Source organism: Martinezella dioscoreae, assembly GCF_009176305.1.
Classification (GTDB): domain Bacteria; phylum Pseudomonadota; class Alphaproteobacteria; order Rhizobiales; family Rhizobiaceae; genus Rhizobium; species Rhizobium dioscoreae.
The window spans coordinates 149330-162878 of record NZ_BLAJ01000002.1 but is presented as its reverse complement, the minus strand read 5'-3'; the positions used below and the strand labels follow the sequence as shown (position 1 = coordinate 162878).

Genomic DNA, 13549 nt, shown 5'->3' with positions numbered 1-13549 from the left:
CAGCCATTCTCGATATGTCGGCGGGATTTCCGATCCCGCCGGATTACGCTACTGAACCGGAGTTCACATCATGAGCCAGTCCAACGTCATCTTTGCGGGCAATCGTAATGTCACGCGGGAAGATCTCTTTGCCAGAGCGGAAGAGATTGCAGCCGATCTTTCCAAGCGCGCCGCAGAGCTTGACCGCGAAGGCCGGCCGCCGCTTGGTGAGATCGTCAAGCTGAAAAATGCCGGCTTGCTGAACGCGCTGCATGGGTCGCAGATCGGTGGCGGTGGCCTCGATTGGGTAGATGGCTTGCGGCTGGTGCGCATTCTTGCGCGCGGTGAGAGCTCCATCGGCCAGCTTCTCGGCTATCACTACGTCAACAGCCAGTACATCTATTGGGCCTTCCACGAGGCCCGCGCCCAGGAGCTCGGCGGCAAGACGGTCGCCAATAGCCTTTACTGGGGTGCAGCAGTCAATCCGCGCGATCCCGGCCTCGTGCTGACGCGCCGCGGCAACGGTTATGTCCTGAACGGCCGCAAGTCGTTTTCCACGGCCGCGCATGTCTCCGATTACGTCAACGCCAATGCCGCGCTCGATGACCGGATCGTTGGCTTTGCCGTCCCGACCAATCGGGCCGGTTACAAAGCCAATGACGACTGGGACAATTTCGGCCAGCGTCTCTCCGACAGCGGCAGTGTCGAGTTCCACGATTTTCCTGTTTACGAAGAGGACCTGGACAAGGCGGCATCGACCGGTGGCGAAGCGCCGGTGCTTGCGACCTTCAACACGCCGCTCATCCAGCTTGTTTTCGTCAATTTCTATCTGGGCACAGCGGAGGGTGCGCTACGCGAGGCTGTCGATTATGTCCGCACGACGACGCGGCCCTGGATCACTTCCGGTGTCGAACGGGCATCGGACGACCCATATATTCTGGAGCGTGTCGGTGAATTTACCGCAGCCCTCAAGGCATCCGCCGCTCTGGCCGACAGCGCTGCTGCGACGGTTCAGGAAGCTCTTGCTAGAGGACACAAGGCAACGGCGCGCGAGCGCGGTGAAGCAGCGGCCGAAGCCTATGCGGCGAAGGTGCACGCGACCCACGTTGCCCTCGATATCACCTCGCGTGTATTCGAACTCACCGGCGCCCGCTCGACCGCGGAGAAATATCGCTTCGATCGCTTCTGGCGCAATGTGCGGACGCACACCCTGCACGATCCGGTATTCTACAAGGCCAAGGAGGTCGGCGAGTTCGTGCTCAATGACCGGATTCCAGAGGTCAGCCTCTACAGCTAAACGCCGGGGCGGGGACGCGGCGGAGTTTAAGAAGTGGATCGGCTCGTAATCCGAGCTGATGGTGACTTCATCCGCACTCAAGATCGATCAGCGTCATTGGCATCTGGTGTGGCGTGGACCAGTGTTGGAACACGCCACAGCTTCAAACAGGCTCGCCCGCTTGTGGTCTCCCGCGATGCTGGACGATTGATGTTCTGATATCCGGCTCATAAATCCTGTGCTCAACTCACTATTCTGTGGAGGGCTGCCGCCGCACGCCGCAATGCGCACACGTTCCTCACTAGGATCTCTTCCATCACGAATCGCTCCAATGTCCGTTTCCAATAGGGACAGGCGATCGCGATTGAGAATGAAATTGATCCAATGGAGTCCTTCATGGCAGACATGCGCGCACCACTTTCCGGGGTGATACCGAAGATTTCCGTCGTCGGTGTCGGCGGTGGCGGCGGCAACGCGATCAACAACATGATCGCGCAACAACTTCAGGGCGTTGAATTTATAGCGGCAAATACGGATGCACAGGCGCTTGCGACGTCCAAAGCGACCAGGCGCATTCAACTTGGCGCACAAGTGACGGAAGGTCTCGGTGCAGGCTCCCTGCCGGACATCGGACGAGCCGCCGCCGAGGAATCCATCGATGAGATCATGGATCATCTCCACGGTACGCATATGTGCTTCGTGACGGCCGGAATGGGTGGTGGCACCGGCACGGGCGCCGCCCCGATCATTGCTCAGGCCGCGCGTCAGGCGGGCATCCTCACGGTCGGAGTCGTCACCAAGCCTTTTACCTTCGAGGGTAACCGGCGCATGCGCACGGCCGACCAGGGCATCGAGCGGCTGCGCGAAAGTGCGGATACCGTCATTGTCATCCCCAATCAGAACCTGTTTCGCATTGCGGACGCCACGACCACCTTCGAGAATGCCTTTGTGACTGCGGATCGGGTCCTGTATGCGGGCGTCAGCTGCATTACGGATCTGATCATTAAGGAAGGTCTCATCAATCTCGACTTCGCCGACGTCAAATCCGTGATGCGGGGAATGGGGCGCGCGATGATGGGAACGGGCGAGGCGTCAGGGCCGGGCCGCGCGCTGAAAGCGGCAGACGCCGCCGTCTCCAATCCGCTTCTCGACGATATGAGCATGAAGGGCGCGCGGGGTGTGCTGATCTCCATTTCCGGCGGGACAGACATGACGTTGTTCGAGGTCGATGAGGCCGCCAGTCGCATCCGCGACGAAGTCTTTGCCGATGCCGATATCGTCGTCGGTGCGATCTTCGACAAGACTCTCGACGGGGTGTTCAGGGTATCGGTCGTTGCAACCGGTCTGGAAAGCCTCGCGGCGGCCGCCGATCAGTCCATGGAACTCCATATGGATCGGCACTAGCTGGCCTCAGCGTGGCGCTCCTGACTTACGCCTTTGTTTGTATGAAAGCCCCGGCGTCTGCGACGGGGCCCTCGTCTATCCGTCAAAGCGCGCCATTCTTCGGCGGAATGACATCGTTCAGGTGATAATTGCCGACGACGTGATATTTCCATCGAACGGGGTCGTGAAGCGTATGCGTGCGGGCATTGCGCCAGTGACGGTCGAGATTGAGGTCGAGCTTCACGGAGGCCGTTCCGGCAAGCTCAAAAAGCGTGTTCGTCGCTTCGATCGCGATTTCCGTCGTCAGTACCTTCGCTGCAGCAACAGCCAGCGTCGCCTCGACCACCCGCTTCTCCGTCGTCTCGACCTGTGCGGCATCGACCTTGCGGCCGGCGCGTTCGATGGTCGCAGCCGCCGCTTCCAGCCGGATGGCGATCTGGCCGACCTTGGCGATCGTTAGCGGATCGTCGCTGGCGCGATCAACGCCGCTATCCATCCAGGGGCGTGACCTGGTCTTCACAAAATCGAGCGTTTCCGTGAAAGCGGCCCGGGCAATGCCGAGATCGACGCCGGCATGGATGATCTGGCCGACCGAGCCGATCGTCGTCGGCCGCTCGAAGCCCTTATGATGCAGGACGACATGGTCGGCATTGACATAGACATTGTTGAGCGCCGTCGTGCCGCTGCCTGTCGTGCGTTGCCCGAAGCCATCCCAATCGTCGATGATTTCGACGCCCTCCGTACCCTTCGGCACGAAAGCCATGACCAGCTTGTCAGCTTCATCCAGTGCGAAGACGGTGATCCAATCGGCAAAGAGAACGCCCGTCGAATAGAACTTGCGGCCATTGATGCGATAGCCGGGTCCATCGCGGGTAATGCGGGTATTATAGTGCCCGACCGTTTTCGTGCCCCGCTCGGACAAGGCATTGCCGAATCGGTCGCCGGCCAATGCGCGGCTGAAGAAGAAGCGTTTCTGATCCTCGGAGCCATCGACGCGCAGAGCCTCAAGGATATAGAAATGGTTCTGCGGGATCTGTCCAATCGAGCCGTCCGCCTCAGCCAGGATCGCCGTGATCTCGGCCAGCGCCGCATTCGAAACATCGAGACCGCCATATTCCTCGGGGACGGTGATCGCCAGCAGTCCGGATTGTGCCAGGGCATCCATCTCGGCAAAGGGGAGCAGCCTCTCGCTGTCGCGCTCCGAGGCGCTAGCGGCAAAGCGTGCTGCAAGCTCCTGCGCGACGGCCAGCGCTTGTTGCTCGGTCTCCAGTACCGTGGCCTCCGGATGCGTGGCGTTGATATGGTGCAATTGCGCGTTCATGGGCGGGCTCCGATTTCATTCGGCGCCACGATGCCGCATTCAAAGCCGGGCTTCGAGAAAAGGCATTTCATTTTTGCGGATGCGGTCGCGTCTTCATTCCTTTCTCTATAGAATTAATGGTCAATTACTGCCTGGAGCTGTACCGGTGCTCATGAATATTGATCTTACGCCGATTAGCGGCGTCCACTTCGCCAATCTTCAAAGCGTGCATGTGCGAGCGCAAGCGAAGCAATGACCGGCGTGAAGCAATGAAATGGCAGAGCGCGGCCGGATTGCAGCGGAATCGGCAGAGATTCCGCCGTTTCGCCGAGCGCCAGTCTCGCCAGTGTCCGACCGAGTTGCGCCGTCATGGCGATGCCGCGGCCGTTGCAGCCGATCCCTCCGAAGAAGCCGTCGCCGAAATGATAGAGGCGCGGCAGGAAGTCCGGCGTCATGATCGCCGTTCCGGTCCAGACGATCTCCACACCCGGATGACGCGGCAGACGGAGTTCGGATGTGAGCCGGTCGACGACGGCGCGACCGACGCGCTCGAAGGCGCCGACCGGATTGATCGCCATACCGCCGCTGATCAGCCTGTTGTCGCGATCGAGCCGGTAGGTGAAGAGGTTGGAGCGCGTATCGCCGACAGGCCGGCGATTTGGGGCGATCCGCGCAACAGTTTCGGCATCGATCGGCTTCGTCGCCACTTGATACACCTTTAACGGCACGCCCGTTCGACCCATGCGGGAAGCTATGCCGCTCGTGAAGGCGTTGGTGGCGAGGATGACGACCTCCGTTTCGATTTCATGGTCCACGAGGTTAACGCGCCAGGTGCCGGCATGTCGCTCGACATGCTCGACCACGCTGTTTTCGCGGATCATGGCGCCGCGCTGCATGACCGCCCTTGCGAGCCCGTAGAGATAATTCAGCGGGTGGATCGTGCCACCGGAGTGATCGATCAATCCTCCGGAATAGATCGCCATACCGGTCTCGTTCCGGATGGCGCCGGCATCGAGAAATTCGACTGGACGACCAAGTTCTGTCCAGTCCTTCGCCCTTTGGCGCAGGATCGCTGCCATGTCGTCGCCATAAGCGGGCTGCAGCCAACCGGTCTGCACCGCATCGCATGAAATCTGTTCCTCCGCGATGGTCGCAAACACCTCGTCGGCGCCTGCACCGACGAGCGACAACAGCGCATCTGCCTTGCCGCGCGGCAGCTTCTGACGGACGGTCGTCGGATCAGCCTTGGCAAAATTCGGAACCACGAAGCCGGCATTCATGCCGCTGGCTCCCGCACCCAGCCGCCCGGCCTCAAGAACGGTCACGGAGCGGCCGGCGCGGGCAAGATGAAGTGCTGCGGTCAGGCCGGTGAAGCCGCCGCCGATCACGGCGACATCTGAGCGGGAAGGCAGGTCGTGGGAAAGTTCAGGGGCAGGGCCGGCTGTCAGCGTCCACAGGGTAGGATTGGTAGGGCGAGTGGCACTGCTGGGCATCAGCGGAGGGTCTCTCAATAACTACGCCAGATAGCTGTCACCATAGATCAGCCGCTGAAAGGATTGCACCAGGATGATTTCAAGCGAGGCACCCCAATGGGAGCGCCTCGCCTTTTTGCAAAATAGAGTGTTGCCTACTTGATCTTATCCTTCAGGGCTGAAACGTCTTCCATCTTCAGCTCGCCGTCGGTGACGACCTTACCGTCGGCGATCTTCCAGAGTCGGAAGGGGCCGGTGATGTCGCCATATTGATCGAAGGAGACCGGGCCGATGACGCCTTCGTAACGGATCGGCTTGCCTTCCTTGATGAGACCGAGCGCCTTGGCGAACTCTTCCTTACCGGCATAGATCGGCGTGCCCTTGGGATCGACGACTTTATAGATGTCATCCTTGAGCTTGGATGTGTCGTCGCCGGCGATAGCCAGCGCGAGACCGACGATCGCGCCGGCGTCATAGGCGCGGTCAGCAGCCGGATTGGTCGGTTCGATCCCCGAGAAATCCTTGTAGTTCTTGTTGAAATAGTCGGTCGAGGGCGTCGGCGTCGTGCCCGAGGAGGTGCCGTAGGCGTCCTTTAGATAGTCGGCGCCGACGGAATCGATAAAGTCCGGGCTGTTCATGCCATCATTGAGCAGGAACTTCTGCGGGCCGCCTTGCGAGATCCATGTACGGGCAATCGTCGCACCATCAACCGGCGTACTGACGAGGTAGAGGCCATCCGGATTGCCGCCCATGCCGGCGGTGACTTCGGAAGCATAGCTGGACTGCTTTTCGTTGTAGGGCGTCGTCGAAACGATCGTGCCGCCGAGCGCCTTATAGGCTTTCGAGAATTCGGCGACCATGTTGACGCCGAAATCATTGTTGACGTGGATGATCGCGAGCTTCTTGAACCCCTTGTCGATCGCATATTTGGCGGCTGCAATGCCCTGCAGCGAATCCGAGGTGATGGTGCGGAAGAAGATGCCGTTGGTCTTGCCGTCGCGGCCGAGCGCCGTCAGCGTTGGCGAGGAGGCAGCGGGCGATACCTGCACGACCTTCGCGGGTGCGGTGACCGACGTCAGGATCGGGATCGTCACCGAAGAAATAATGCCGCCGATAATGGCCGGTACCTTCTTGACCTGCACCAGCTGGGTTGCAGCATCCACTGCGACATTGCCCTGGCTCTGGCTGTCGCGCGTATCCGTCACCAGATCGCAACCATGGGCGCCACCGGCGGCGTTGATATCGCGAAAGGCCATCTCGACGGACTTCGCGCCCGCCTGGCCATATTCGCCGGCCGGGCCGGTCAGTTCCATCACGAGGCCGACCGTGACTTTGCAGTCTGCGGCATTGGCGGCCCCGGCTGCAGTCAGAAGGGCGAGAGCCGTGGTGATTTGAAATATCGTCTTCTTCATCTTTGTTCCCCTTGTTCGGTCAACGATTTTCATTTCTGTTTTTAGAACCTGTCAGGTCTCCGGCATCTGCAGCCAGGTTTCATGCAGATGCTGCCATTCGACGCCGTTGGGTGCCGATGAACTTGCAGTGAAAAGGGCGCTCGCCTGACGCCGGCTATATTTGCCAGCCCGCGTCTGCGCTTCGACATAAGTCAGGACGATCGTATCCGTAGTTTCGCAGCGCGCGCGGATATCCGAAATCTCGACGGTGAAATTGCCCTGAAACGTCGCCCGGTTTGCCCGGATGAGCTCGATGGTTTCAGCGCGGTCGAAGATACGGCCGGTCGGCGGGATCATATGGAACGCTTGGCCGAAAGTGCGCTCGCAGCGGCCGAAATCGGTATGATCGGCAGTGGCGGCATCGTACCAGGCTTCGAAGAAGCGATGGAAATCGATGACTTCGGCGCTGGCTTTGCGGAAGAGAAGCGATTGCTGGCTCATACCTTCCCCGCATTGAGGTTGTAATGCATGATCGAGCCGTGCCTGCCGGTGCGGTCGCGCTCCAGCGTATAGACGTCGCCTTCAAGTCCGGGGCTTTGGGCGATGATGCCGGTGATCTGGCGGCGGTCGTCGTCCGAAAGTGCAATGTCCATGATCGTGGCATTGGCGAGCGCATGCGCCTGATTGCGGGCGCCGACGATGACAGCGGCCACCTGCGGCTGCTCCAACACCCAGGCGCTGGCGATCGTGGCGATATCGACGCCATGACGATCACCGATGGCTTTCAGCGTGCCGAGCAGTGATTGAAACAGCTCCCAGCCGCCAAAGTCATCGATGATCAGCTTGTATTTGACCAGAGAGCGGTTCTCGAGCGGCATTTCCGGTTCCGGCTCCCCTAGCCATTTGTCGCTCAGGAAGCCGCCGGCCACTGAGCCGTAGCAGAGGAACTTCACGTCGTTCTCCGCCGCCAGCTTGGCGAGGCTACGCGATGGCCGCTGATCGAGAACGGAATATTGCAATTGCTGGCTGACGAGTGGAATGCCGGCTTTCAGAATCTCGGTAATATGAGGCGTATCGAAATTGGTCGTGCCGACATTACGCACCTTGCCTTCGCGGCGCATCTCGTCCAGCCAGCTCAGGGCTTCGAGATAGCCGGGCAGTGAGTAGTCCCACCAGTGAAACTGTACCAGGTCAAGCTGTTCGGTCTTCAGTTTGCGCAGCGATTTGTCGACGATGCCGCGAATATAGTCGCGGCTGATGGTTGCGAGCTTTGCCAGATCGGGAACCAGCTTCGTGTGGACCTTCATCGCGCTTGAGGCTTCCGTGCCGCGCTCGTTGCGAAGCCGTTCGTGCGCCTCGCCTATCAGCTCCTCGACGCCCGTATAGATATCAGCGCAATCATAGGTGCGGATGCCGACGTCGAAAGCAGCGATCAGGTCGGTCACGGCCTGGGCGCGATCGATTTCGCCGTGCCCGCCGGCAAGCTGCCAGCCGCCGCGGATGACGCGGGAGATCTCGTATCCGGGGCTGAGCTCAAAAGTCTTGGCGGTCATGCAATTCATTCTCCTTCGGGCAACGGCACGGCCGTTGTTTCGGCATGGCTGAACCGCCGTTTGCCCGTTCTGACGATCCGTAGCCGGCTCGCGCAGTTGGGGTCGGGGCAGGCGATTTCCGCGTCCGAGGTCATCCAGTCGTTTTTGTGGGTTGGTCGCTGCTTGGCCGCCAGCAGCGGCAGGACGGCCGATATGGAGTAGATCGAAAAGCCTTGGCCCGCAGGGAGGGACAGCATCTCGCCCTTGAGTTCGAAATAGTCGCCCGGCTTGGCGCCGCAATAGATCGGCTTGCCCTCGGGAATGACCGCTTCCACTCTAAGGTCGAAGAGCTCGAAACTGTCGTCGCTTTCAGCCGCCATCTCAGATCTCCGCGCGTTCGAACGTGACCTCGCAGGCGCCGTTGCGGCGGATGACGCCGCAGGCCGCCGCGAAGTGTTCGCGTTCTTCAGGGCGCACTTGCGCGACGACGCTGCCGGCAAGCCAGCCGATCGGGAAGAGCAGGCGAGCGCCCTGACCGTAGAACAGACCGATATCGAAGATCGCATCTGGATTGCCGCCCCACATACGCGGCGGCACATAGCTGAGCACAATATCGCCTGGCTGCGGCGTCAGTGTCGCGTTCTCGGCGGGCAGGGCGTTCGCATAGGAAGCACCCTTCAGATGCGCCGGCGGGATTGGGCACGAGATTTCCGGTCCGGTCCACATGGCATGAATGCCACCAACCACGCGGGCTTCGCCAAGATAGGTCCAGAGAAAGGCGGCATTGTCGGGCGCCTTGGCTTCCAGCAGAGGTGCCAAGACACTGAGGCCGGAGTTGGGTTCGGAGATCTTGATGGCGCGTTGGCTCATGCGGATTGGCCCCTTTTGGCTTCGGCTTCCAGTTTGCTGCGCAGGAAGGTGAACGGCCGGCTGATGTCCGCCACCAGCGCATCGCGCGCTTCCCTGGCGTCCTGCGCGGCGATCGCCTTGACGATCGTACGGTGATAATGGGCGGTATCGACCTCGCCGGCGTCCGAGAAGGCATAAATCGCGACGCGGATACAGGGGCCGGATTGCAACCAAAGGCTTTCGATCATCGGGATCAGCACGGCGGAACCGCAGGCGCGATAGATCTCAAAGTGAAAGGCCTGGTTCAGCGTCACCTCGCGGTCGACATCCTTCTTGTGCTTCAGTGCGCGCATCTCGTCCCATTCGCCGAGCATGCTCTCGATGGTCGTAATCTGCCGCGGCGTCATGCGGGTTGCGGCAAGCGCGATCGCCTCGCCCTCGATCAGGATGCGAGCGCGCAGAAGATCGTCCATGCGCTCCAGCGTGATCGGCGGCACGCGAACGGATCGATTGGGAAGGGCTTCCAATGCCTTTTCGGTAATGAGCCGACCTAGCGCCTCGCGCACCGGCATGGTGCTGGTCATCAGCGCGTCGGCAAGACCGCGGATCGTCAGCACCTGGCTCGGCTCGAAAAGCCCGCCGATCAGCGCGCGGCGCAGCTCCAGATAGACCCGGTCCTGAACGGTTTCTCGCCCCACTGGCGCAAGCTGTGCGGCAATCGGATCGCTCTTGTCGGCGGTGGCCTTTTGCATTCGAAATCCCTTTTTCGGCTTGCGAAGAGGATTAAAGCTGATTAGCGTGATCAATGCAAGTGTGATCACAAATCAAATAATCAGGGAAACGGCAATGATCGTTTTCCGGCCAGAGGGATCTCATGAGTACGACAACTGAACGGCATGGGGAGGAAGCCCGGCCTGTTCTGACGGCCAGAAACGTGGTGCGGCGTTTCGGCGGCCTCGTCGCCGTCAACGACGTTTCCTTCCATGTGCGCCAGGGCGAAATCCTCGGCTTGATCGGTCCGAACGGCGCCGGCAAGACGACGATGTTTGACCTTCTGGCCGGTAGCGTCGCGCCGAGCAGCGGCGAAATCGTCTTGAATGGCACCGCAGTCGCAGGCGAGGCTGCCCATCGACGGATCGCACGCGGACTTGGACGCACATTCCAGATCCCGCGGCCGTTTCCCAATCTGACGCTTCTCGACAACGTGATGCTGGCCGCCCAACGTCAGACAGGAGAGCGCTTGTTGTCGAATTTCCTGCGGCCATGGAAGGTCGCCGCTGAGGAGAAGGCGGCCCATGCAAAAGCGATGGAGTTGCTTGACCTAGTTCACCTGACGCGTCTGGCGCATGAACCGGCGCGCATTCTGTCGGGCGGTCAACGCAAGCTTCTGGAGCTTGCCCGCGTCATGATGGCCGATCCTGCCCTCATCCTGCTCGATGAGCCTGCCGCCGGCGTCAACGCTACTCTTCTGGAGACGATCATCGACCGTATCCGCGATATCAACCAGCGCGGCGTCACCTTTCTTCTGATTGAACACAATATCGATATGGTCACCCGCCTGTGTCACCGGGTGCTTGTGATGGCAAGTGGACAGCTTCTTTGCGAGGGCACACCGGAAGAGGTCGCCCGCGATCCGCGCGTCATCGAGGCCTATCTGGGAGGCGCGGCATGAGCGAACCGGTCTTGAGTGTTCGCAATCTCGTTGCCGGTTATGAGCCGGGTGTTCCGATCGTGCGCGGCGCCTCGATTACGGTGAAGGAGAAGGAAATCGTCGTCGTGCTCGGCCCCAATGGCGCCGGCAAATCGAGCTTCATCAAGGCGATTGCCGGTCTCGTTCCGGTCGAAAGCGGCACCGTGGAACTGGGCGGCAGGAATATAACAAGTACGCCCGCGCACACGATGGTGCGGCTCGGCCTTGCCTTCGTGCCACAGACGGAGAATGTCTTTCCGCTGATGTCCGTCGAAGACAATCTGAAGGTCGCCGGCGGAATTTTGAAGCCGAAGGAGGTGCCCGTTCGCATCGAAGAAATGTATGCGACCTTTCCGGATCTCGCCCGTCATCGCCGCATCGCGGCCGGCAATCTCTCGGGAGGGCAGCGGCAGATGCTGGCCGTCGCGCGCGCTCTTATCGTTCACCCGAAGCTTCTTGTGCTCGATGAGCCCTCGGCGGGCCTCTCGCCGAAGTTCGTCTCGATGGTCTTCGACATGCTGAGCGAAATCCGCAAATCCGGCGTCACCATTCTCCTGGTCGAGCAGAATGCCAAGGCGGCGCTTGCGATTGGCGATCGTGCCTATGTTCTCGTCGAGGGCAAAGACAGGCATGAAGGCGTTGCATCGGAGCTTTGGAGCGATCCTGTCGTAGCCGAACTCTATCTCGGGCAGCGACCCGCGACTTCGGCAAGGGGAGGTGCGGCATGAACCTGCAATTCATCATCGATGGCTTGCTCACAGGCTCGATGATCGGCCTTGGCGCGATAGGTGTGACGCTCACCTATTCAATCCTGCGTTTCTCGAACTTCGCCCACGGCGATTTCATGGCCTGGGGCACCTATGCAACACTTGCTGTCGTCAGTGCCATCAGCGCAATCTTCGGCAAGGTCGCTCCCATCGGCCCGCTTTCCTTCGGCTGGCCGCTGATCGTGGCGGTGATCCTGGCGATGGGCTTTACCGGCGCCCTTGCACTCGCGCTCGACAAGGTGCTGTTTGCCAGGCTAAGGGCCAAAGGCCAGTCGATCATCGTCGTCATGGCGAGCTTCGGGGCCTCCATGGCACTGCGCAGCCTGCTCGAATTTCTCTTCACGTCGCGCCCGGCCTATTTCAGCCGCGCCATCCAAATCGCCATGCCCATCGGTTTCGGCATCCGCATCACGCCCGATCAGATCGCCCTTTTGATTGTGACGGCGCTTTTGGTCTTCGGCGTTCATATGCTGATGACGAGGACGCAGACAGGGCGCTCCATGCAGGCGCTGAGCCAAAATCCGGCGCTTGCCCGGGTCGTCGGCATCGATGTCGCCAAGGTCGTGCGCGTCACCTGGCTGATCGGCGGCGGACTGGCCTGTGTCGCCGGCGTCATGATCGGCATTCTCGTGCAGATCCGGCCGCTGATGGGCTTTGACATGCTTCTGCCGATGTTTGCCGCCGCCATTCTCGGCGGTATCGGGAGCGTTCCGGGCGCGGTTTTGGGTGGCCTGATTATCGGCCTTGCCGAAGCGGCCGCGGTTCAGCTTATCGGTGCGGAATGGCGTGCCGCCATTTCCTTCATCATCCTGATGGCGGTGCTGTTCATCCGGCCGATCGGCCTTTTCGGAGTGAGAGAGCGATGATGGACATTATTGGCTACGGCGCTTTCTTCCTGACCACAGCGTTGATCTTCTCCTTCATCACCCTCGGCCTGAACCTGCAATGGGGCCTGACCGGTCTCTTCAATGTCGGGCTCGCCGGCTTCGTTGCGATCGGCGCCTATACCTCGGCCCTGCTGACGACGCCGGATACGGCCGGGCGGTTCGGCGGGTTCGATCTGCCGATCCTCATCGGCTGGCTCGGCGCGATGATTGTCGCCGGTCTTGCCGCCGCCATCATCGGCGCGGCGACGCTCCGGCTGAAATCCGATTATCTGGCGATCACCACCTTCGGCGTGGCCGTCGTCGTCCAGCTCGTGGCGCTGAATGCGCAGAAACTGACCGGTGGCCCCTTTGGCATCGGCTTTATTCCGCGCCCATTTTCCAGCCTCGCCGAAACGCCGCTTCTTTTCAATTTGGCCAATCTCGGCATCGTGGTCGTCGCATTGCTGATCGTTTATTTTGCGCTGGAGCATCTGGCGAAAAGCCCCTGGGGACGTGTTCTCAAGGCGTTGCGTGAGGACGAACGCGCCGCCATTTCTCTCGGCAAGAGCGCTCGCTTCTATCGCGTACAGGCCTTTGCCGTCGGCGGTGCGATCATGGGACTGGCCGGCGCCATACAGGCGCATTTCATCGGCTTTATCGCGCCGGACAATTATCTTCCGATCCTGACCTTTCAGGTCTGGGTCATGCTGATCGTCGGCGGCTCTGGCAGCAACAAGGGTGCTATCGTCGGCAGCGTTCTGGTCTGGGCTATCTGGGCTGGTTCCGGTGCGCTGACGAGCATCCTCTTTTCGCCGGAACAGCAGGCTCGTGCGGCATCGCTGCAGATCGTAGCGATCGGCGTCATGCTCTGCATCATCCTGCTGGTGCGTCCCGGCGGCCTCTTTGGCGACATGCCGCGGCGGCGATCTGTAATCGCGCCGCAACGAAAACCGGCCGAGGACAAGAGCAGCGCCGCCTCATAGCCTAGCGCCTGAGAGAGCAGAAGCCTCGCTCCAGCTTTAGGCTACGCGCAGTCGCAAGGCG

14 protein-coding genes are annotated in these 13549 nt (G+C 60.7%); 6 read left to right on the top strand and 8 right to left on the bottom strand.

Annotated features, from left to right (window positions below):
- The first annotated feature begins 70 nt into the window (after positions 1–70).
- Entirely contained in the window at positions 71–1276 is a 1206-nt protein-coding gene (locus GDN47_RS07285) for an acyl-CoA dehydrogenase family protein (RefSeq protein WP_152092930.1), read from the top strand.
- Between the two features lie 375 nt (positions 1277–1651).
- On the top strand, positions 1652–2659 hold the full coding sequence (gene ftsZ / locus GDN47_RS07280; protein ID WP_145635572.1) for a cell division protein FtsZ: 1008 nt from the start codon (positions 1652–1654) through the stop codon (positions 2657–2659).
- A gap of 82 nt (positions 2660–2741) precedes the next feature.
- Here the strand turns inward: ftsZ and GDN47_RS07275 are convergent, their stop codons facing one another.
- From GDN47_RS07275 to GDN47_RS07240, 8 genes are all read right to left on the bottom strand, one after another.
- Entirely contained in the window at positions 2742–3959 is a 1218-nt protein-coding gene (locus GDN47_RS07275) for an SfnB family sulfur acquisition oxidoreductase (RefSeq protein ID WP_152092929.1), read from the bottom strand.
- A 173-nt stretch (positions 3960–4132) separates the two neighbouring features.
- Complete coding sequence (locus tag GDN47_RS07270) at positions 4133–5431, bottom strand: NAD(P)/FAD-dependent oxidoreductase (RefSeq protein WP_152092928.1); 1299 nt, start codon at positions 5429–5431, stop codon at positions 4133–4135.
- 134 nt (positions 5432–5565) lie between these two features.
- Positions 5566–6822, bottom strand: a complete 1257-nt coding sequence (locus tag GDN47_RS07265) for an ABC transporter substrate-binding protein (protein ID WP_113329194.1) — start codon at positions 6820–6822, stop codon at positions 5566–5568.
- Between the two features lie 51 nt (positions 6823–6873).
- Positions 6874–7302 carry a hypothetical protein gene (locus GDN47_RS07260; protein ID WP_152092927.1) on the bottom strand — a complete coding sequence of 143 codons (429 nt, stop codon included), beginning with the start codon at positions 7300–7302 and terminating at the stop codon, positions 6874–6876.
- The gene (locus GDN47_RS07255) at positions 7299–8354 is read right to left on the bottom strand and encodes an aldo/keto reductase (RefSeq protein ID WP_152092926.1); all 1056 of its coding nucleotides are present in this window, start codon (positions 8352–8354) and stop codon (positions 7299–7301) included. Before GDN47_RS07255 ends, GDN47_RS07260 begins: the two co-directional genes overlap by 4 nt.
- Before the next feature lie 5 nt (positions 8355–8359).
- Positions 8360–8713, bottom strand: a complete 354-nt coding sequence (locus GDN47_RS07250) for a TIGR04076 family protein (protein WP_095437503.1) — start codon at positions 8711–8713, stop codon at positions 8360–8362.
- A 1-nt stretch (position 8714) separates the two neighbouring features.
- Entirely contained in the window at positions 8715–9203 is a 489-nt protein-coding gene (locus tag GDN47_RS07245; protein ID WP_113329192.1) for a DUF3830 family protein, read from the bottom strand.
- Positions 9200–9934 (bottom strand): GntR family transcriptional regulator, encoded by a 735-nt coding sequence (locus GDN47_RS07240; RefSeq protein WP_113329191.1) that lies wholly within the window; start codon positions 9932–9934, stop codon positions 9200–9202. The genes GDN47_RS07245 and GDN47_RS07240 overlap by 4 nt, the downstream gene beginning before the upstream one ends.
- Positions 9935–10056: 122 nt before the next feature.
- On the opposite strand from GDN47_RS07240, the gene GDN47_RS07235 reads away from it, so the two are divergent.
- From GDN47_RS07235 to GDN47_RS07220, 4 genes are read left to right on the top strand one after another with little or no spacing between them, the layout of a single operon-like run.
- Positions 10057–10854, top strand: coding sequence for an ABC transporter ATP-binding protein (locus tag GDN47_RS07235; protein ID WP_113329190.1), 798 nt, complete (start codon positions 10057–10059; stop codon positions 10852–10854).
- Complete coding sequence (locus GDN47_RS07230; RefSeq protein ID WP_152092925.1) at positions 10851–11600, top strand: ABC transporter ATP-binding protein; 750 nt, start codon at positions 10851–10853, stop codon at positions 11598–11600. The genes GDN47_RS07235 and GDN47_RS07230 overlap by 4 nt, the downstream gene beginning before the upstream one ends.
- On the top strand, positions 11597–12505 hold the full coding sequence (locus GDN47_RS07225) for a branched-chain amino acid ABC transporter permease (protein ID WP_152092924.1): 909 nt from the start codon (positions 11597–11599) through the stop codon (positions 12503–12505). The genes GDN47_RS07230 and GDN47_RS07225 overlap by 4 nt, the downstream gene beginning before the upstream one ends.
- Positions 12502–13488 (top strand): branched-chain amino acid ABC transporter permease, encoded by a 987-nt coding sequence (locus tag GDN47_RS07220; RefSeq protein WP_173002462.1) that lies wholly within the window; start codon positions 12502–12504, stop codon positions 13486–13488. Before GDN47_RS07225 ends, GDN47_RS07220 begins: the two co-directional genes overlap by 4 nt.
- The last annotated feature ends 61 nt before the right edge of the window (positions 13489–13549 follow it).

Excerpts from the sequence above, each read along its gene's own strand:
- GDN47_RS07285 (WP_152092930.1), top strand. The coding sequence starts at position 71 with ATGAGCCAGTCCAACGTCATCTTTGCGGGCAATCGTAATGTCACGCGG.
- ftsZ (WP_145635572.1), top strand. The coding sequence starts at position 1,652 with ATGGCAGACATGCGCGCACCACTTTCCGGGGTGATACCGAAGATTTCC.
- GDN47_RS07275 (WP_152092929.1), bottom strand. The coding sequence starts at position 3,959 with ATGAACGCGCAATTGCACCATATCAACGCCACGCATCCGGAGGCCACG.
- GDN47_RS07270 (WP_152092928.1), bottom strand. The coding sequence starts at position 5,431 with ATGCCCAGCAGTGCCACTCGCCCTACCAATCCTACCCTGTGGACGCTG.
- GDN47_RS07265 (WP_113329194.1), bottom strand. The coding sequence starts at position 6,822 with ATGAAGAAGACGATATTTCAAATCACCACGGCTCTCGCCCTTCTGACT.
- GDN47_RS07260 (WP_152092927.1), bottom strand. The coding sequence starts at position 7,302 with ATGAGCCAGCAATCGCTTCTCTTCCGCAAAGCCAGCGCCGAAGTCATC.
- GDN47_RS07255 (WP_152092926.1), bottom strand. The coding sequence starts at position 8,354 with ATGACCGCCAAGACTTTTGAGCTCAGCCCCGGATACGAGATCTCCCGC.
- GDN47_RS07250 (WP_095437503.1), bottom strand. The coding sequence starts at position 8,713 with ATGGCGGCTGAAAGCGACGACAGTTTCGAGCTCTTCGACCTTAGAGTG.
- GDN47_RS07245 (WP_113329192.1), bottom strand. The coding sequence starts at position 9,203 with ATGAGCCAACGCGCCATCAAGATCTCCGAACCCAACTCCGGCCTCAGT.
- GDN47_RS07240 (WP_113329191.1), bottom strand. The coding sequence starts at position 9,934 with ATGCAAAAGGCCACCGCCGACAAGAGCGATCCGATTGCCGCACAGCTT.
- GDN47_RS07235 (WP_113329190.1), top strand. The coding sequence starts at position 10,057 with ATGAGTACGACAACTGAACGGCATGGGGAGGAAGCCCGGCCTGTTCTG.
- GDN47_RS07230 (WP_152092925.1), top strand. The coding sequence starts at position 10,851 with ATGAGCGAACCGGTCTTGAGTGTTCGCAATCTCGTTGCCGGTTATGAG.
- GDN47_RS07225 (WP_152092924.1), top strand. The coding sequence starts at position 11,597 with ATGAACCTGCAATTCATCATCGATGGCTTGCTCACAGGCTCGATGATC.
- GDN47_RS07220 (WP_173002462.1), top strand. The coding sequence starts at position 12,502 with ATGATGGACATTATTGGCTACGGCGCTTTCTTCCTGACCACAGCGTTG.